This window comes from Photobacterium sp. ABD4_091, assembly GCF_056160145.1.
In genome coordinates, this window is sequence record NZ_JBSWWQ010000002.1 from 991595 (window position 1) to 1011218 (window position 19624).

The 19624-nt window shown below is 44.5% G+C and carries 20 protein-coding genes; 8 read left to right on the plus strand and 12 right to left on the minus strand.

Annotated elements, in window-relative coordinates; all coding sequences use genetic code 11:
• Positions 1-46 precede the first annotated feature (46 nt).
• Together ACXAGQ_RS18910 and tenA are read left to right on the plus strand one after the other, a co-directional pair.
• Positions 47-1006 (plus strand): ABC transporter substrate-binding protein, encoded by a 960-nt coding sequence (locus tag ACXAGQ_RS18910; RefSeq protein ID WP_475255917.1) that lies wholly within the window; start codon positions 47-49, stop codon positions 1004-1006.
• 32 nt (positions 1007-1038) lie between these two features.
• Positions 1039-1704 (plus strand): thiaminase II, encoded by a 666-nt coding sequence (tenA, locus tag ACXAGQ_RS18915; protein ID WP_475255919.1) that lies wholly within the window; start codon positions 1039-1041, stop codon positions 1702-1704.
• A 64-nt stretch (positions 1705-1768) separates the two neighbouring features.
• Here tenA and ACXAGQ_RS18920 read toward each other — a convergent pair whose 3' ends face one another.
• The 5 genes from ACXAGQ_RS18920 to ACXAGQ_RS18940 form a co-directional block, all read right to left on the minus strand.
• Positions 1769-2413 (minus strand): YdcF family protein, encoded by a 645-nt coding sequence (locus ACXAGQ_RS18920; RefSeq protein WP_475255920.1) that lies wholly within the window; start codon positions 2411-2413, stop codon positions 1769-1771.
• A 144-nt stretch (positions 2414-2557) separates the two neighbouring features.
• Entirely contained in the window at positions 2558-3097 is a 540-nt protein-coding gene (locus ACXAGQ_RS18925) for a YaeQ family protein (protein WP_475255922.1), read from the minus strand.
• A 151-nt stretch (positions 3098-3248) separates the two neighbouring features.
• The gene (locus ACXAGQ_RS18930; protein ID WP_475255923.1) at positions 3249-3578 is read right to left on the minus strand and encodes a GIY-YIG nuclease family protein; all 330 of its coding nucleotides are present in this window, start codon (positions 3576-3578) and stop codon (positions 3249-3251) included.
• 66 nt (positions 3579-3644) lie between these two features.
• Entirely contained in the window at positions 3645-4313 is a 669-nt protein-coding gene (locus ACXAGQ_RS18935) for a YceH family protein (RefSeq protein WP_475255925.1), read from the minus strand.
• Between the two features lie 250 nt (positions 4314-4563).
• Positions 4564-5511, minus strand: coding sequence for a GGDEF domain-containing response regulator (locus tag ACXAGQ_RS18940; RefSeq protein WP_475255927.1), 948 nt, complete (start codon positions 5509-5511; stop codon positions 4564-4566).
• A gap of 318 nt (positions 5512-5829) precedes the next feature.
• On the opposite strand from ACXAGQ_RS18940, the gene ACXAGQ_RS18945 reads away from it, so the two are divergent.
• The 3 genes from ACXAGQ_RS18945 to ACXAGQ_RS18955 all read left to right on the plus strand — a co-directional run bounded on the left by ACXAGQ_RS18945 (position 5830) and on the right by ACXAGQ_RS18955 (position 11296).
• Positions 5830-6282: a DUF3069 domain-containing protein gene (locus tag ACXAGQ_RS18945; RefSeq protein ID WP_475255928.1), complete on the plus strand. Its 453-nt coding sequence runs from the start codon at positions 5830-5832 to the stop codon at positions 6280-6282.
• Between the two features lie 201 nt (positions 6283-6483).
• On the plus strand, positions 6484-7980 hold the full coding sequence (locus ACXAGQ_RS18950) for a winged helix-turn-helix domain-containing protein (protein ID WP_475255930.1): 1497 nt from the start codon (positions 6484-6486) through the stop codon (positions 7978-7980).
• A gap of 937 nt (positions 7981-8917) precedes the next feature.
• Positions 8918-11296, plus strand: a complete 2379-nt coding sequence (locus tag ACXAGQ_RS18955; protein ID WP_475255931.1) for a fatty acid cis/trans isomerase — start codon at positions 8918-8920, stop codon at positions 11294-11296.
• A 73-nt stretch (positions 11297-11369) separates the two neighbouring features.
• On the opposite strand, the gene ACXAGQ_RS18960 is transcribed toward ACXAGQ_RS18955, so the two are convergent.
• Entirely contained in the window at positions 11370-13031 is a 1662-nt protein-coding gene (locus ACXAGQ_RS18960; RefSeq protein WP_475255932.1) for a hypothetical protein, read from the minus strand.
• Between the two features lie 300 nt (positions 13032-13331).
• On the opposite strand from ACXAGQ_RS18960, the gene ACXAGQ_RS18965 reads away from it, so the two are divergent.
• Entirely contained in the window at positions 13332-14006 is a 675-nt protein-coding gene (locus ACXAGQ_RS18965; protein ID WP_475255934.1) for a cytochrome b/b6 domain-containing protein, read from the plus strand.
• A gap of 63 nt (positions 14007-14069) precedes the next feature.
• On the opposite strand, the gene ACXAGQ_RS18970 is transcribed toward ACXAGQ_RS18965, so the two are convergent.
• Both ACXAGQ_RS18970 and ACXAGQ_RS18975 read right to left on the minus strand, forming a co-directional pair.
• The gene (locus ACXAGQ_RS18970) at positions 14070-14516 is read right to left on the minus strand and encodes a c-type cytochrome (protein ID WP_475255935.1); all 447 of its coding nucleotides are present in this window, start codon (positions 14514-14516) and stop codon (positions 14070-14072) included.
• A 137-nt stretch (positions 14517-14653) separates the two neighbouring features.
• Entirely contained in the window at positions 14654-15160 is a 507-nt protein-coding gene (locus ACXAGQ_RS18975) for a GNAT family N-acetyltransferase (RefSeq protein WP_475255936.1), read from the minus strand.
• An 87-nt stretch (positions 15161-15247) separates the two neighbouring features.
• Between ACXAGQ_RS18975 and ACXAGQ_RS18980 the strand changes: the two genes are divergently transcribed.
• Positions 15248-16069, plus strand: coding sequence for a DUF2797 domain-containing protein (locus tag ACXAGQ_RS18980; RefSeq protein WP_475255937.1), 822 nt, complete (start codon positions 15248-15250; stop codon positions 16067-16069).
• A gap of 73 nt (positions 16070-16142) precedes the next feature.
• Here ACXAGQ_RS18980 and ACXAGQ_RS18985 read toward each other — a convergent pair whose 3' ends face one another.
• The 4 genes from ACXAGQ_RS18985 to ACXAGQ_RS19000 all read right to left on the minus strand — a co-directional run bounded on the left by ACXAGQ_RS18985 (position 16143) and on the right by ACXAGQ_RS19000 (position 18712).
• Positions 16143-16775: a putative ATP-dependent zinc protease gene (locus tag ACXAGQ_RS18985; RefSeq protein WP_475255939.1), complete on the minus strand. Its 633-nt coding sequence runs from the start codon at positions 16773-16775 to the stop codon at positions 16143-16145.
• A 141-nt stretch (positions 16776-16916) separates the two neighbouring features.
• Complete coding sequence (locus tag ACXAGQ_RS18990; RefSeq protein ID WP_475255940.1) at positions 16917-17825, minus strand: phosphotransferase; 909 nt, start codon at positions 17823-17825, stop codon at positions 16917-16919.
• A gap of 219 nt (positions 17826-18044) precedes the next feature.
• A complete protein-coding gene (locus ACXAGQ_RS18995) occupies positions 18045-18278 on the minus strand; it encodes a DUF3389 domain-containing protein (RefSeq protein ID WP_475255942.1) in 234 nt (77 codons plus the stop codon).
• Positions 18278-18712, minus strand: coding sequence for a hotdog fold thioesterase (locus tag ACXAGQ_RS19000; protein ID WP_475255943.1), 435 nt, complete (start codon positions 18710-18712; stop codon positions 18278-18280). The genes ACXAGQ_RS18995 and ACXAGQ_RS19000 overlap by 1 nt, the downstream gene beginning before the upstream one ends.
• A gap of 93 nt (positions 18713-18805) precedes the next feature.
• Between ACXAGQ_RS19000 and ACXAGQ_RS19005 the strand changes: the two genes are divergently transcribed.
• The gene (locus ACXAGQ_RS19005) at positions 18806-19597 is read left to right on the plus strand and encodes a M48 family metallopeptidase (RefSeq protein ID WP_475255945.1); all 792 of its coding nucleotides are present in this window, start codon (positions 18806-18808) and stop codon (positions 19595-19597) included.
• Positions 19598-19624: the final 27 nt, after the last annotated feature.

The following is a 19624-nucleotide window of genomic DNA, read 5'->3' on the forward strand; positions in this document are numbered from 1 at the left end:
AATACAACACGGAATGCTCTACTTCGCTCAACACCAAGGAAATTTAATGAAATTCAATATTTTGAAAGCGGTAAAACCAAAAATTGTCACCGCTGCCGCGTTAATTCTGGCCTCTTTTGGCGCTTCGGCACAAGAAAAAGTCACTCTCATGCTGGACTGGTTCGTCAATCCAAACCACGGCCCAATCATTCTTGCCAAAGAAAAAGGCTGGTTTGCTAAGCAAGGCCTAGACGTTCAAATTCAAGAGCCTGCGGACCCAAGCGTTCCGGATAAATTAGTTGCCGCAGGCCGTATCGACCTCGCCGTTTCCTACCAGAGTACGCTTATCTCAAGTACGGCAGCAAAACTTCCTCTGGTTCGTTCTGCCACTCTTATTTCAGGACCATTGAACTCTCTCATCGTGCTGGATAAATCCGGTATCAAGTCGCTGGCAGATTTAAAAGGGAAAAACATAGGTGTCGCCATCAGTGGTAACGAGGGTGCCAGCATTGGCACAATGTTGGCCTCAGAAGGTGTCGAGATGGATAGCGTCAAGATTATCAATGTTGGCTGGGCACTATCCTCCTCACTGGCATCAGGGCAAGTTGATGCGATTTGGGGCGGGTTAAGAAATTTTGAGCTTAACCAACTCGCGATTGAAGGTTATAACGCAACAGCTTTCTTCCCAGAAGAACACGGCGTACCGCCTTATGATGAGCTGATCTTCGTTGCCAACAAACACAAGTATGATCCGGAAACGATTAATCGTTTTAACACCGCTATTGAAAAAGCAACAGTATACCTAATTAACCATCCGGAACAGGCTTGGAAAGAGTTCGTCGCCTACTCGCCAGATACCTTGGACAACGACCTCAACCGTAGAGCCTGGGAAGATACATTGACACGCTTCGCTTTGCGACCAGGCGCTGTAGAACTGAAACGTTACGATGAATACGCTGAGTTCATGAAACAGCACGGCATTATTAAGTCGCTGCCAAAAGCCAAAGATTACGTGCTGACCTATTAAGTCATTAGACAACCCGTTTTTAAGGATACACCATGGAATACCAAGATCTGATCCGCTACTGCCAGCAAGATTGGGAAGACTACACCGAGCATGACTTTGTTAACCAATTGGCTACCGGTGATTTGAACAAATACGCTTTCTTCCACTACCTAAAGCAAGATTACTTGTTCCTAAAGCACTATGCCCGTGCTTATGCACTGGCTATCTTCAAGTCAACAACACTTGCTGAGATGCGGGAGCCACTTCCAGGGCTAACGGCTTTGCTAGAGTCAGAAATGAACCACCACATCGAGTACTGTCAGACTTGGGGTCTATCTGCAGAAGAAATGGAAGCTGAGCCAGAAGATTTTGGTACCGTATCCTACACCCGTTATGTGTTGGATACCGGCATGGCTGGTGACCGCATTGATCTTTTCACTGCTCTAGCACCTTGTGCCATTGGCTATGCCGTTGTGGGTCAGCGCCTGGAGAAATGGTCTGAAACAAAACTTGAGGGTAACCCCTACCGTAGTTGGATTGAGCTATACAGTGGTGAAGATTTCCAGTCAGGGGTGGAAGAAACCATTCGTCGACTAGATGCCATGCTTGAAGAAATTCCACTGGAAAGCAGACGCGGCCAGCGCCTATGTGAGATTTTCAAAACAGCGACCAGAATGGAAGTTGCTTTTTGGGAGCAAGGCATGAACGCGGCACAATAAGGTCAGTTCGCTTTATACAAAGCCCTGTTTAAAAAGGGCTTTTTTACATTTTGTAGAATCACAGTTAAATGAGCAGATGCTCCTTGAAACCGAGCTCGACCAACTCTTTATAGGCTGTCCATACTTCATCAGGAATGTCTTGCTCTACAGAGTAGCCATATGACGGATACACTTTAATACGCTGGAGATCACCTAGCATGACATTGATAACATCACTGTATGACAAGGCTTCATTCGGGTACTCATCAAAGTCTATAGGGGGTGAAGTCACAAGGACTTGTTTGCCAGGCCAGTTCTGCTTGAAAGTCGCATAGGCTCTTCTTTCCATAAACGGCTTCTGAACGATAATAAAGCTCTCTGGCTGCAGCCCCTTCATCTCAAGTAACGCCCGGGTAAACTGGACATTCTCTCCCGTATTAGTGGATTGTGGCTCAAGGAGAATCGCATCCTCCGGCACCCCCATATCCAAAGCAATCTCTGCAAACGCTTCAGCTTCTGACCCCTTAAACATACCTCTAGTTAGCTCTCCCTCCCCACCAGAAAAGACAATATATGGTGCATATCCTTCGAGAAACAACTTCGCCGCATACTCAGCGACTCGTATATCATTACTGCCGAGCACGAAGATGCAGTCTGAGGGGGAAAGGGTGTGGTTAAGAAGATGATAGTTCCACACTTTTGATGCTAAAGCATGCACATTCGATGGCATTGCACAACTCCTTGTTGCTGAAAAGGCGAACGCCGCCCGATGCTCGGGCAGCAGTATCAATCTAGGTATACAGGAGAATATCATGAAGGGCTTAGATGACTATTCAGTGACAGCCGTCAACGGTATTAAGGCTTACGCCCCCTGTTAGCGAAGCCACCACTCTGGTGACAGGGTGCAACTCTTGTCACCGAGCATTAGCCAACCCTGTTCGGCTTCGATAGTTAACTGGAGGTTCATCGAACGCTCAACCATAGTCTCGAGTTCAGCCAGTGTTTCATCTTTAAAGAACACAACAGAAATGTTGCCATATTGGCTTACTTTCGCCTGGTGCTGTTTCCACCATACTGGTGCAGCATGATCGCCATAAGCGACAATAATCACTTTTTTCGCCTTATGAGCAGCTTTCTTCAATCGCTTTTCATCAGGTAGGCCTAAGTCAATCCATAGTTCGATGTCATCCGTCAGGCTTTTTTTCCATAGTGCCGGCTCATCGGCTTCACAAAGCCCTTTGGTAAACTGCAAATCTTCATCGGCATTAAAGCCCCATGCGATCAGCCTTAGCATCAGTCGCTGTAACGTCTCTGATGGATGGCAAGCCAACGTATGCTGTTGATCGAGATACACATGTCGGTCAAGATCGGCAACATTGAACTGGGCTTTGTAGATAGTGGCTTTAAGTGCCATAAAATTTTCCTAGAAAAATAAAAAAATGATATAGAAATAATAAATGCAGTGTAGTTTGTACAGGAAGAAGGTTCAATTTCAATTGTCTAACAAACATCCAAAAGATCTTCAAAAAAGGCAGAAACCTTCTTTCTATCCGCTGAGCTAACCCTTATTCAACCAAGCTCAACACATTTACATTGCCTGTAACAATTTGCTCCTTAGTACGTTTTGGCAGACGCTTTATCTTATATTCAAGCTGCATGGCTAAGCGTTTGTCTCCCACACACTCACTCCAAGCTAAAACCAGAGGCCCTTTGCCTTTTAAATACTTTGCCCCACGCTTTGTGGAAGTATGCTCTTTGAAGCGCCTCGCTACATCTGTTGTTACACCGCAATACAGTTGGTTATCCGCTGTCCTAATTAAATAGACCGACCAATGGCTAACTTTATTCTCTTGCCCTTCACTTTCTGTCGGTTGAGCAGGGTTAGTACAGGCCATTTTTCTTTACACCTTACAAAAAAGCCCAGCTTTTGCTGGGCTAACAACACTCACGCTATTTGACACTTATGAAGTTAACGATTCAAGCATTGCTTTGAGCTCTTGCACTTCTTTTTTAAGCTCTACGACTTCTTCTTCCAAGGCCGTTAAGCGCTCAGAGGTCGGAGAGGACGGTGAGCTTGCAGAAGATGCAGCCTGTTGTTGAAGCTCCTCGAGGTCTATCTCGCCGCTAAATAGATGCATGTAGCGATAATCACGTTTGCCTGATTCTTTAGGCAGCTGGACAACAAATGGGCCCTTCGGATGTTCCGACAAAGTACTCAGTACAGATTCGACTTCTTTCACATCGGAGAAACTGCACAGGCGATTAGTACGGGTTCGCAGTTCACCAGGAGATTGTGGGCCACGCAGCAACATCACACAGATAATCGCTTTTTCTTGCGCACTAAACTGGAAAGTGCTGAATTCAGTATTACAGAAACGATGCTGGTATTTAGCCACACGACTACCTAAACCAGCTGTTACTTCTTGTACAAACCTTTTCGCCTTCAGCGCTTCAATAGTATCTTGCACTTCAGCTTCTGTAAGCGACATCACAGGTTCTCGGTTACTCTTCTGATTACTGGCTGTCGTCAGTGCATTCAGTGTTAATGGGTATTGATCAGGCGTGGTTACCTCTTTTTCAAGTAAGCAACCTAGCACGCGCGCTTCTGTCTGCGAAAAGCAAATATCCATGATCTTCCCTCACCTTTTTCTTTTTACAATACAAATTCCATTGAGCATAGCTGAAAACAAACTTGCATTCGTATCAAAGCATCGCTGCTGCTCAAAAGAATGTACACTGCGCTAGGCATTTCAACCTAACAGCAGATTATCACTGAAGATAGTTACGGCAAGCACATGGCGGATCATTTGGCTGCAAAACAGCCAAATGTCGCTTGGTAAAGTACAAAATGTTAACTAGATCAACAAACGGAGGGAGGCGTTAGGTAAATTCAGCCGCAACAAATCGGTTCCTACCTTGCTCTTTTGCTTTGTAAAGTACACGGTCGACGATCTCGTACATGTTTTCGACCGTTTCTAAGCCCGTAGGAACCCAAGAGACCATACCTTGGCTAACAGTAACTATGTCCGATGTGGTTGACTTGGAATGGGGAATTTCAAGCTGTTGAATGCAATCCTTTAGCCGTTCACACTCTCGTACAGCACGAGTTTTATCGCAATTACTCAATGCAATCACAAATTCTTCGCCCCCATATCGGGCAGCAAGTTCACCAGCTCGACTAAAGTTTTTCTTCAAATCTGAGGCAACCGCCTGCAAACAACGGTCACCCTCTAGATGGCCGTAGTGATCGTTATATAGCTTGAAATGGTCAACATCTAGCATGATCAACGTTAGTGGGAAAGTATTACGACCATGCCAAGAGATAAACTCCGCCAGCTTGCTATCCAAGTAACGGCGGTTAGCCAACTTAGTCAAACCGTCCTCATTGACTTGCTGTGACAATCTCTCATTCGCTTGCTCAAGGCTCTTGGTGGTATCTTTGAGCTGGTGACGCATATGGGCAATTCGCTGCATCGCTTTGAGCTTCGCGGCTAGAACGATCTTGTTCACCGGTTTGACAATATAATCATCTCCTCCCATATCGATCGCTTTGGCAATCATTTCTGGCTCATCATGGCCACTGAGAAAGATAATAGGCACCCAGTCAGGGTGTTTGATTCGGATCTGCTCAGCCACTTCCGTTCCGCTCATGTCGGGCATACTGACATCTAGCAGCAACAAATCTGGATCAAACAGCGGATATTTCTCTATGGCTTCTTGGCCTGAAGCAACAGCTTCAACCACATGCCCAAGTCGCTGTAACCGCATAGCCAGCTGCATCCGTTCTAGATGCACATCGTCAACTAGTAATATCCGCATCGCTTCCATCTAAGCATCCTATTGATATATTGACTATTCCTTAAGCTATTTATAGCACAGAATAAAACGTAATTTTGCCATCTTGGGTAATTTACGCAACTTGTTGAACAACCACCTCTTGGCTACCGCGCATCCAATAAACAACAAAAAACGTTTCCTCTCACGGTTCAAACCAAGGTTACAGAGTATAAACGTGAGCGATTTAACGTGATTATCGTTGATATTCCGCTATCTTATTACCCAGTCACTTTGGTATATAAGTTGACATTTAAATAAAGGGCTATAGGATTCCCTCCCTTAAATAAATTCATGCTTTAGGAATTAGCTATGTCTGATATTGAAAAAAACGAAGATCAAACAATTGAAGAAGTGAAATTCACTCTTGACGATTGTTCGCCAGAACTACGCCAAGTAGTCGAGTTTGAAGAGGTGCCTGAAGAGCTTCTTGACATGCTAATTAACGTTTACAAAGCATCTGAACCAACTTCACGTGAAGCTTGGGATCAGCTGCCTGCAAGTGCACAGAATGTGCTTGATAACTTTGAACAGTTCCATGCGTTGATTGCCCTTAGCCAAAGTTACTCGGGCGTCGACTTCCTGGGTGAAATGCAGGAATCAGAAAAGCCATCAGACATGACTGATGAAGAATACACTGATTATAAAGCAGTAATGCTTGATAAAGTGCTGCATAACTGTGTTAAAGACATGTGCAAGCAGTTGAAAAAAGCTCGCCGTAACCCACCTATGAAGCGTGAGTTCCAAGAGATTTTCAAAAAATAAGCCAGTAGCCGCTATTGGTCATACAAGGTAACAGGGAGGACCATTGTGTCCTCCCTTCTTCTCTATAGAAACTGCATTCACATACCATTTATTTTTTTTCATGATAAGATAAGCGCTTTCTATCATCAGCACACCGCTGAATGTCCCTAAACACCAATCAGCCACTACAATATCCGATAAGAGATAGCTTCTGAGGTAACAATGCCTGGCCAAAAGCAGTTTACATTTTCCAATGAGCTTACTTTTATTCCTGCTCTCGGGGTGATTAAATCCGACTCGACCAGTCAAAAACTCAACCTCTCAGAACAATATATACTGCTCTATCTTATCGAGCATGCTAACAGCCCTGTCACTAAGGAAAATTTACTCAACGCTGGTTGGCCTGACCGTGTCGTATCAGAAGCATCATTATTCCAAGCGATCCGAAGCCTGCGCGTCAAACTGCAGGAAAAAGCCAAAGGGGAGATCATCGAGACCCTACCCCGAGTCGGTTACCAAATAACTCAAGTCAAAACCGAAAAGTACACCGACTTATCGACAACAACAGTCATAAAGAAAACCGCTCCTTTCTTGCCATATTTTTCGGTTGCGGCTTTAGCCGCTGTTTTTTTGCTCATTGGCGGCTACCTATGGTTCACAGGCTATAAGTACCCGGATAAAGAGCATTACATAGTCCGTACGACGATGCTGCAAAATATTACAGTTACACTGGTATCCACCAGCGAAGCTGGGATATCTGATCTTCAGAATAAACTTGATGAACTGTATGAAGTCTATTCTCAGCTAGAAGAAGCACCGGACTTAACAGACCTCAAGCTATATGCTTACAAAGGAGCAGACTCTTATTCCTTAGCTTGGTGTCGTATGGATGAGAATAAACACTGCACACCGCAAACTGACTTCTCGTATCAAGTCAGTACAGATGGCTGGACTCAGTTTACCAACGATATACTCGTGGATCTCCCGCTTTCACGCCCTTATCCGATTATTCAAACAGATTTGGCTCGGGATCCGACATCCCAAGTTTTGATGAACTTTATCGATCAATCGGGGATTGATTCACAAGTGGTTTACCACTACATCACCAGGGATGACGAAAACAAATTTAATTTTTCCTATTTGAATTTTATTTCTGAGGAAAAAACGGGTTATCACCATGCTTTGTCAATCAGCTCTGCAACGTTGACAGTGGTTGAAAATGAATCACCGTTTATTTCAACCATAGAGCTAAAGCCAATCATGTACCATTGGGCTTACCAACCCAATGAGTTCATTACAGAAGAGTTATCTACGGCACTCACGCTTGAGCATAAACTCAAAGATCAATTTATCAGCAAAAATGTCAGTTACACCTACCTGCTCTATCAGCAACCTTACATAGATTTAGTCTTGAATGAGGAAGTTGGCATTTTCTGGGTTCATAATAGTGATAAAGACGCAAAGATCTTTAATTACAAGCGGCATGCAGGGGATAACCCCCCCCCACAGTGTTACAAAGTAACAATTAAGGCATTAGAAAACTGCCTTCCAATCCTTACTCATGTTAATTTGCTTAATCTCGCCTTGCTGAGTAAGTTGCTGGAGTTTGTCGGTATGCTTATCATATTTGTCTTCTCTTTCCTCATCATCATGATGCAACCAGAGAGACAGTCCACCAAAGCTCGCAGTGTAATGAAGCATATGTTCATCTCCGTTTGAATTGCCTACTGCAATTAAGGGGATTTGATCACCAAACGTACGCTGTATTAACTCAACTTTATTTGCCCAATTATTGAACCAAACTAACCGGGATGATCGGGTTAACACGCCTTTACCCTCCTCGAAAGTCAAATCATGCTTAAAAGCCGAGCCAAATACATTTTCGGGTGGGATATTATAGAGCTCCATGGCTAACGGTCTTAAGAAGTCACCTTCATCTGCCGTGTATATGTAAACTTTAAACTGATGCTCTTGCAGGTAGGCAACCAGCTCTTTCATTGGCTGATAGGTCAAGCTTTGGTAGCCCACGTTATATTTTGGGTGCTTCCAGCCAGATAGGAATGCTTTGTTCGATGCCCGGTAGTCTTTGCTAGTCATACCCACGTAAGGCGTCCCCACCAACTGCTCGACAACACTGTCCAAACCAAAACTCTCTTGAGAAAACATCTGAACGTAATGCGAAGGATCCAACTTTCCGGAGGCTATTGTCGCCCATGGCTGCCTATTTGCCAGGGTTGAGTCATTTTCTAATTGCTCTTTTAATGTATGGAACACAGCCTGAAGATGAATATAAACCGGTTTTTCATTCCACAAGGTGCCATCGTTGTCAAACACGGCGATACGCTTTTCGGGTGGCTGGTACCTTTCATTTGATTGTTCTGTGACACTTTCAATATAAGAGATTATGTCTTTTTTGATCTCTGTGTCATTCCAACTGGGTAATGGCTCTGCTGCAATTATTTGTGAATTAAAGAAAACCAAGAATATAAATGATACTACCCTTGCCACATAGCCCATTTCATCGCCCCGTCGTCGGTGAGTACTAACAAGGTAGTATAGCTTTTACACGGCATTCGCGAATTTTGATAAACTTACCCATGACATTAGCTCATACCACGCTTACTGATTAGCGTGCTAGCACTAAGAAAGAATAAAAATGATTCTAAAACACAAATCCTTTAAACGAATGTGGCTGTTTTCTCTGCTGCTTATATTTTCCGGCTGTGCTGTCTATGCCGGGATTAATTTCGATCAACGGTACGGGAAACCCCAACCCCAGGAACGATTAGCTGTTGCTCCCTCGCCCGTTGCCAATCATTACTTGGACACAGTGAAGCCGATCATCGAAAATCGCTGTGTGGTTTGCCATGCCTGTTATGATGCGCCCTGCCAATTAAAAATGTCGTCGGCAGAAGGCATAGATCGCGGAGCCAGCAAAGAAAAAGTCTATGAAGGCACTCGGCTTCTGGCAGCAAATACAACACGTATGTTTATTGATGCACAGTCCACTGCAGAATGGCGGGATAAGGGCTTCAACCCTGTTCTTAATGAGCGAATCCAATCTGAAGAGGCTAATACCCAAGCCGGTGTTATGGCGCGTATGCTTCAGTTGAAACAGGCACACCCGCTCCCTGAGCAGAAAGTCCTTAACCATGACGAATGGGACTTCTCTTTAGACCGAAATCAGCAGTGCCCCACCATTGAGGAAATGGCCAAATATGAGCAAAATTACCCGCAATGGGGTATGCCGTATGGCCTGCCGCAAATTAGTGACAAAGAAAATCAAGTTTTGATGGACTGGCTGGCAAGTGGCGCCCTGATGGCAACGGCACCTCAGCCAAGCATATCAACCCTAGCTAAAGTGACTGAATGGGAAACTTTCCTAAACGGCAGTAGCCTGAAGCAGCAACTTGCCAGTCGTTACATTTACGAGCATTTGTTTGTCTCTCATCTTTACTTTTCAGACGAACAACACCCTACATTTTTTAATCTCGTTCGCTCTCGCACAGCGCCTGGAGAGCCAATCGATCTTATCGCAACGAGACGCCCTTACGACGACCCTGGTGTAAAGAGGGTGTACTACCGCTTCCAACCCGTCAGGGAAACCATCGTCGATAAGACCCATATGCCTTATGCCTTGAATAAAGCCAAACTGGCCCGTTTCAATACGTTGTTTATCGAGCCGGAGTACAAGGTATCGTCAATGCCTAGCTACCATCCGGACATTGCCGCCAATCCACTGATTGCATTCAAACAAATCCCAGTCGATAGCCGTTATCGCTTTATGATAGACAACGCCCAGAATACCATCATGGGGTTCATCAAAGGCCCTGTATGCCGAGGCCAGTTGGCGTTGAATGTGATTAATGACCATTTCTGGGTATTCTTTGTCGACCCAGCACTGGCCAACACCCCTGCTGTTGATGCGTTTTACGAAACACAGGCAGATAATTTAAGGCTGCCGGCAGAAAATGAAAGTAACACACTGCCAGTCGCTAATTGGATATCTTATTCCAAACAGCAAGGCCGTTTCCTCAAAGCAAAGAATGCTTTTCTTAATGATGCATTTAAGAATGGTGAGCACCTCACGAGCGAGCTCATCTGGGATGGTGATGGATACAACGACAATGCCAGCCTAACAGTGTTCCGCCACTTCGACAGCGCCACCGTTACCAAGGGGCTCGTAGGCAGTCAGCCTAAGACGGCATGGGTTATCGACTACTCACTATTAGAGCGTATCCACTACCTATTGGTTGCCGGCTTCGACGTATACGGGAACTTTGGCCACCAGCTAGTGACTCGCATGTATATGGACTTCCTGCGTATGGAGGGTGAGTCTAATTTCCTATCATTACTCCCAGCCGATGTACGCCGTGAACAGCTTGCCTATTGGTATCAAGGCTCAAATAAGCACCTCAGCGACTACCTTCAGGGGGATATCAATGAATTTGATCAACCCACTGGAATCAAATTCCACACCCAGCATACAAAAAATGAGCTGTTCGGTATGCTTCAAGAGAAACTGAAAGTCGTACTGCCTGTCCGCTATGATTTCACCCAGTCACGAATGGCTCAAAACGGTTCTCTTGCTTTGTATAAGCTGAACAGATTGAGCGGTAAACAAGCCAGCCTGCTGCCAGAAATCACCTTCATTATGGTCGAGCCGACAGAGCCAAACCAAGAAGCTGAGCTATTCACCCTGATTCGAAATAGCGCCCATAAAAACATCTCAAGCCTATTTGACGAGGAGTCTAACCGACTGCCTGCTCAGGACGATGTAACCTTAGTGCGCGGATTGCTCGGTAGTTATCCAAGGGCCTTCTGGCACCTTCAAGAGTCAGAATTGACGACTGCAGCAAAACAGTTCAGTTCCATTCAGACAGAAGAAGATTATCGCCTATTTTTGGATAAATACGGTGTGCGCCGCACTAGCCCAGATTTCTGGTCCTTTAGCGATAAGCTCAACGAAATAAACCAAAACATGTTTCCTGTTGAGTCAGGGTTGCTCGACTATAACCGGATTGAAAATCGCTAAATAGAGCTAATCAAACAAAAAGGTCTAACTCATCAGTTAGACCTTTTTCTTTCTAGAGCAGAATGCTTTCAAATCATTCTTTAGTAAGAATGTGTTCCCGGTTCCAAATTTCACTGTCCCAGTTATGAGTAACCCGATGTCGGGTAATCAAGCCTCGATTATCATAATAACTGACTTCCTCATTAAATTCTGTCACTGGTTTACCTTCATCATCTAATGCGACTTCACCAGACTCAGTAAAATAATCAGCTTCCCAGCGGCGATATTCTTTACATGCTGGCACTGTTTCATCTGTAACAGCATCATAAATAGCTTCCGTTCCAACAAAGACCGTGCTCATCACCTGTATAAAGTTATCCAGCTCCGGTGTGGCATTGAGCAACTCCCCATGAGCCAGCCTGACGTCTGGCATATAGAAGCCACTGACTGCCGATTGGCTTTCAGAAAGAACATGCATTGCTCCCCAAGCGGTGTAATCAAAACCATTCTCTGTCGCTTCAAAGCCAACCATTACACCCGTATCAGGGGTTTCATAGTAAGTTTCTGTAAACTCATAATAAGGCTCAGCATCTAGATCAGAATAATCAATGAAGGCACCATGCAACGTTGAGGTATTGAGGTTTTCTTGACCTTTCCAGCTTATCCCTTCTGAACTATTGGGAGTTAAAGTATAAGTTGCATCCTGTATTACCAGTTCATCGCCTTCACCTTTACCTCTCGTCATCAAATACTCTATCTGAACACCAGCATCAGCAACATAATCACTATCAGGCAGAGACGCTAAGCATTGCGACATAGATGCAAAACCATCTTCAGGTACTAGGTAATTTTCAGGATCAACACCAACTAACTGTTCTTCATATACAAGCCCAATAAGCTCTTTTGTATAACCTGTATATCCTCCAATGACTGTATCTTGGTCAGCTGGGTCATATTCACTATAATCTTTAACGATTCGCTGAACGATATTATCTTTGTCAAGATACTCTGTGCTACTTTCAACAATATGAAGAACTTCTGAAGGTTCCTCGCCCGTATTATCAATTAACGTTAGCTCAGAAGAATACTCAACGACACAAACATCCCTTTCTCCTAATAGAGTGTCAATAGTTTCCTTCCCTTTGTAGGTTGCATATAAGTTTTCATGCCTTATCGGCTCTGTTGGAGAAAATTGATCGACCCTGTCTACCCAAAACTGAGTCACTTCATCAATATTCAAGTCATTTGGTTTATTCGAATCAATATTCGTGAACCACCAACGACTAAATACATCCTGAATGCCTATATATTGAGAGCTGTCTGCATTAACATAAGAATGCTCAAAGCTTGGATTCCATGGGTTTGCATCAGCACCTTCAGTTGCAATTGAAATTTGTGTAACCTTCACATTCGTATCAGGCAATAAACCATTTGGTAAACCTACTCGATCCCCTACAACAATTTCAGACTGCTTAAATTGTTGTTTTACTTCCTCGCCATGACTTAATCTAGTGACTTGATATAAACGCGCATGACTTCTCGAATTAACTACCGTCGAAGCATCAAATGAATACGCTTCAAGGCTATCCATGCAACCGCTAAGCGTACTTAAATCGACTTCAACTTCTGGTTTATCAACATTACCTGAATCATTACCTGCATTGGAATTGGTACCTGGTGAGTCATCGCTGCCCCCACCACACCCAGATAATAAAATAACGGTGGATATAGCTAGTGCAACCTTGCATACCTTCATAACAACATCCTACTTTGTGTGGATTAACAACCCAACAACAGTACAAGCAAAAACTCGCCCCTGGATGAAATTGTTTGAATTCACCGGGTGACTACACAAGAATTATCAGCAAAAAATAATAATGGGTTAATCTTAACTCCACACCTCACTCAGATGACTGCTCCCTTTCGAGCTTCGTACGTAACCAAATATGAGGGAGAAGTATTTTTGTAAATAAATGAAAAGAAACAACAAACACTATAGCTAGTATGTTTCAAAAGAGTAAAATGGCATCATCATTTTTCATCGAAGGAATAGATCATGACTCATACCCATCATCACCCGGTGTGGGACAGTTTTATCCGTGGCTACCACTGGCTTCAGGCACTCAGCATTGCAGGGCTGTGGTATACCGGTACAGAAGGGTTAATGGATTGGCATTTTAGCTTGGCTTATTTTCTATTAGCACTTATTGCGACTCGACTAATTTGGGGGGTGTTTGGAAGTGAAACGGCCCAATTCAGCCATTTCGTTCGCTCACCTCGAACAGTAATCTCATATTTAACGTCAAGTATTCGGGGTGATAAAACCGTACACTCAACTGGCCACAATCCAGCAGGTGCCTATATGGTTGTCGCTTTTATGATCCTGCTGACAACCCAGCTAACGACGGGGCTGTTTGCCAATGACGATATTATTTCCGAAGGGCCTTTCGCATACCTGGTCAGTGGCGAAACCAGCAGTTTACTCACCGAAATCCACGCGATTAATTTTAATGTTATCCTTGGTGCTATTGGACTTCATATAGCGGCTATTGCTGTTTACCTACTGCGCAAAGAAAACCTTATTACACCAATGCTAACCGGGAAAAAGCTGCTTGATGGCAACGCATTACCTAAAGTGGTTAATGGCGTCTGGGGCTGGGTAATATTCTTGGTTATTGGCGCAATTATTTATTTTACCCTCGCCAAGGATGTCATTGCTTACCTGTTCTAACTAAAAATGCCAGACTCTACTCTGGCATTTTTCAATTTCTTTTAACGCAGTATGCTTGGATCCCTAGCGATATTTATAATCGCTATGGCATGACTTGCAGTTCTTGGCCGCTTCACCGAAAGCACGCTTGGTTGCTCGCTCATCACCATCCAGTGATACTTTCGCTAAATTAGCCATATCACCCTGGAACTTATCCAATTTAGCGCTGAACCCATCCCAATCTGACCAGATTTCAGGTTTTGCTTTGGTTTGGCCTTTGTCAGACCCTTCAACTTTGAAAGCTTCTTCCGGCATATAGGTTAACTGAGAAATAAATTGCGCGCGCTGGCTGAAAGTTTGCTGATCCCAATCCTTACGCCCTTTAACCATTTCGGCTAAATCACCGAAGTTAGTCGCGATCATTGAGAATGCAGCTTGACGGTATTCAATGGCATCTTCAGGCTTTTCAAATGGGCTGGCAGAAACACTGGCTGCAAACATTACGCATCCTGCAATCAGAACTTTTTTCATGACTTCTTTCCCTTTGTTATTATTCCATTTATAAAGGCACCTGCGAGTTTTATAGCCAGAACCTGCGGTGCTCAGTAGCATATAAAATGATACCGCCAGACAACACATTGTAAACATTCAACCCTCTAATATTACATTTATTTACAAACGAAGTGTTTGACCATTTTCCCGTGGTTTTCGTCTATTGCAAAGACAAATCCGTGATGTCTACGGTATAAATCAATAAGTGCGGGTATTCGATATAATTGAATACTTAAGCCAGTCAAGCCCCGTTTTCTTGCTTCTCGCTCAAGTTGATAAATCAGCTGAGACGCTAGCCCTTTATTCCGGTGCATAACCGATACCCAGAGAGTCCCAAAATATAACAAACTGGATTGATCAGTTGGCTCCCGATAACAAACACCCGCAAGGTACGCATTATTGGCTTTTATGAACAGATAGTGATTACTCGCATCCGTTAGGCTTTCTAAAAAGTGTTCGTAAGACGGGAACCTTTCATATGGCTTACCAATAAATGTTTCATACTCAGCAAAAGCCTCATTGATAACACGCCACAATTCACGCCGGTCGGATTCAAGTAAATTGGATACATTTGGCTCTATAAAACCAGGAGATAATTGTGCTACCTCAAACCTACCAGCCATATTCACTCCTACTCCAGCACTACGAAGGATATGCCCACCATCACTCAAGTGTTATGATAGAGGCATAACATAACAAAGAGCAAAGTCATGCTAGGAACACTGAGCAAAATGAAGTCTCAACTCGGCGACGTTGTCGAGTACCAACTCCCTGTTGGTGATGAGCTACTCCCATTAAATCCACTGATTGGCAAGCACCTCAAGCTTACCCATACGGGTAATATCTATTGTGATTCTTGTGGGAAGAAAACCAAAAAAAGTTACTCCCAAGGCCACTGCTTTCCTTGTATGAAGAAGTTGGCCCGCTGTGATATGTGTATTATGAAGCCAGAGACCTGTCATTACGCGAAAGGGACTTGCCGTGAACCAGAATGGGGTGATGCCAACTGCATGGTTCCCCACTATGTCTATCTTTCAAATACCTCAGGTTTAAAAGTAGGCATTACCAGGCACACTCAATTGCCGACCCGTTGGATTGACCAAGGTGCAACGCAAGCGCTACCTATTTTAAAGGTCAAAACTCGCCAAATTTCCGGTCTTGCAGAAATTGCTTTGGCTGAGTTAGTCGCCGATAAAACCAATTGGCGGGCCATGCTAAAAGGTGACAATACTGACATCGCTCTTCAAGACGAAGCAGAGCGCCTTTTGCCGGCTATTGAGCAACGCATCAACGAGTTGCTGGAACTTTACGGTGAAGACGCCGTAGAGAAGCTAAATGAAGAGATTGTTGCTATCCAGTACCCTGTTACTGAGTATCCTAAAAAGATTGCCTCCCATAACTTCGATAAAGAACTTGTGGTTGAAGGCACCCTAGTCGGGATCAAAGGCCAATACCTCATTTTTGATACCGGTGTGATTAATATTCGCAAGTTCACCAGCTATGAGGTCAGTGTAGAAACACCAGAGAGCTAATCCTCTTCACTCAAAAGACCCAACGAAAAACGGCTGAGTAAACTCAGCCGTTTTTACGTGTATTTGCAGTAAGCTATTTCGCTTTAGGTTGAACAAACTTGCGGTTACTATCTACCACGGCAACATCCCGGATAAAGTTCACCCCCAACACAATGCCTTTGCCTGCTGTCAGTGCAAACTCCGTTAACTCATTAAGCTCACCCAGTTTGGCACGTAATTTAACCACCGCCTGAGGCGAATCACTTTTCTTCTTCAGCCAGCGTTCTACAGGTAGCTCTACTTCCTGCCCTCCAGCCTTAAACTTCACCCAGTCTTTGCCATCACGCTCAAAGGCTTGTACATTGCTGACACCAATAGACGATAGGGTCATGCCGTCGTCCACCCTAGCACGGATATGTTGCTGGGCTTGCGAAATCCATAACCACTCTTCACTACCCAGTATCAACTTACCGTCATTGGTCTTCGTTACTACCGGTTGAGGTTTGGGCTCTGGTTTTACCTCTGTTTCAGGAAGTGGTTTCACTTCAGGTTCGGGTAAAGGCTCGGGCGTAACGGGAGGCTCAGGCTCTACAATAGACGGAGTATCTGGTTGTTCCACAGTTCCTCCCCCAATGTCTGGTTCAGGAGAAGACTCTGTCTGCTGCCCAGTCTGCTGAGCACAGCCTGCCAGCAGCAGGAGAGCGATAAATACAGCCGATAATCTCATTTAATTTATCCCTACAACATCAATATGCGCAATGCGATTAATTACTTAAAGGTAATTTATAATTCCTTATACCTATAACATAGTATGCTCAATCAATGGCATCCTCAAAATATTAGGTGCAACCACAAAATCAAGATCACACTATACAATAGCCCCAAACTCGCTATTAGCTGTTTGGTTAAATTGAGATAGCTTATTTTGGATCCAAGCTTCGTCGTACCACCCCATATTCCGGCTATGTTTCGCATCATCCCACAAACTAAAGTACCAGCGACGTACTTCAAAGCCAGGTTGTAACGGAGTTTCTTGCTGGTATAGCTGCGCTAATTGCATCTCTGGCCTAACATCGTACAAATGGAAAATATCCATTTCCCGGTGTTTAAAGCCAACATCACATGGATCTAGGATCGCGGAAACTTCATAAGTTTTGGGATCCACAAGAATATTGCCTACGTGACAATCATCATGTACCAGCGACGACTCCGGCGAAGCTGTCGACAAAATATCGTTCCGCCTGTCCCACAACGATTGATACGCTGTTTTTTGCACGGCAGTAAAAGGAGAAACTTCACTGACAATATACCGGTAAACCGACTCCATCCAGTAGGAAAATGCTTCAGGTAAAGTGGGCGTAAAGCATCCACTCTTCATTTCAAACCCTTCCGGTTCAGAAATATCGTGTAAGGAATGAAGTAACTCAAGGTAGCTTGTTGAGAAAGCCTTGATCGCTTTGTGGTCATTGGGGATTTGATGTGCCGATATCCCTTGTAACCACTCCAGCATGATAAAATCGTAGCCTTCTTCTCGGCCAAAATACAAAACCTGTGGTACCGGGCAAGGCAAAGCCTGCCTAAGACGTTCCAAACCTTCAATTTCTTTTGAAAGCCTGCCTATTTCGCGCGAAAACTTTACTACAACCTTGGCCTCCGGTGATGCCAAGAAAACAACCCAACCATAAAATGTTTCATGGATTTCACTGACTTGTGGAGCCTGGCGGAACATTGTTTTATAGCTAAACTCTGCAATCCTTTTTAGCTGCAATTTATTCAATCTGGCTTCCTTTCTCACTCATTAACATACTCAGGTTAAAGCGATGAATTTTCTATAATTCCTAATTATTTTCATCCTGTATTACCATAACCTTTTAAAAGCAGTTTTGGGTTCGTTATGGTCAATAATGAGTTCAAGCTCTCACAAATACTACTAATTGGCTATACACAGCCTGATAAATAATACCCAAGCAGCTTCCTGCGACTCAGGTATCACACCCTACTGAATAGCGACGCCAATGACATCTGCCAACTCTTGGAGTTGCTGTTCCGAATCAAGCCGAAGTGACCAGTTCACGCCGGAACCGACAGCCGTAATGACATTCGCCCCTTTGCCAAGCAAGGTAATATCATCAACGGTAGCTTGCAAAGACACCCGTGCAGCCCCTTCTAACCGAACAACGATCTCATGTTGATTGGCAATAATCCGCCCGGCTGAGAATACTATCGTCATTACTCCACCGCCTTCTTATGTGTCATAACTGCAATCGTCAGCCGGCTTGTGCATACCATCCTTCCCCGCGGATCCTTAATATCGATCTGCCAGACTTGCGTTTTCGCGCCTAAATGCACCGGCACTGCGGTACCAACAACATGGCCACTACGCATGGCACGCAGGTGATTGGCATTAATATCTAAACCAACGCAATATTTGCCGTCGTCGACGCACATATTGGCTGCCAGAGAGCCCAGTGTCTCAGCTAGCACCACAGATGCCCCGCCGTGAAGCATCCCAAGCGGCTGGTGTGTCTTTGATTCAACAGGCATTACTGCAGACAAACTATTGTCATCAAAAGCCGAATACTCAATACCCAAGTGTTCAACTAGCGTATTTACCGAAGTCTCATTTAAACTTTCAAGAGTGAAGGATTTTTTCCAAATACTCATCACGTTATCCAAACAATCTTATTTGGAGAGAATGATACAGCAACTGTATAATTCCGCTATTGCGGTTTATACATTAAATGAAAGGAGTCTTTGATGGATCGCTTTCAACCTATTGCTATAGCAGGCTTGATCGCCTCTACAATAGTACTTTCAGCTTGTAGTAGCTCGCCGACTGGCAGGCAGCAAGTGTTGCTTTTCTCTGAGCAGGATATGTCCCAATTAGGCGCACAATCCTTTGAGGCCCTAAAAGAACAAGAGAAAATCCACACGAAAGAGAAAACCAACCAATACGTACAGTGTGTGACTGATGCATTGACAACCCGGCTCGGCGGTCAACAGGCTGTCGGCCAATGGGAAGTGGTCGTATTTGACAGCGAACAAGTGAACGCCTTTGCCCTACCCGGCGGTAAAATAGGCGTATATACCGGGTTATTGAATGTCGCGACTAACCAAGATCAACTGGCAACCGTGATCGGTCATGAAATCGGCCACGTCCTCGCCCAGCACAGTAATGAAAGACTGTCACGTTCCCAGCTTGCGAACATGGGGCTACAGATTTCCAGTGCTGCAATGGGAGGTGCTGAGTACCATGATGCCGCCATGGCTGGCCTCGGACTAGGCGTACAATATGGTGTATTGATGCCATATGGTCGGGCGCAAGAATCGGAGTCAGATATCATTGGCCTGAGATTAATGGCAGAGGCTGGTTTTGACCCTTATGAAAGTATCAATTTGTGGAAAAACATGGCGAAAGCGGCTGGGGGGAGTCAACCTCCAGAGCTGCTATCGACCCACCCTTCTCATTCAACCCGTATTGATGATTTAAGGGCAGAGATTGCCAAGCTACCTAGCTACAATACGCCTAAGCCACAATGTGAGATTTAAAAGTTAGCCCCCTAGTGGGGCTTTCAT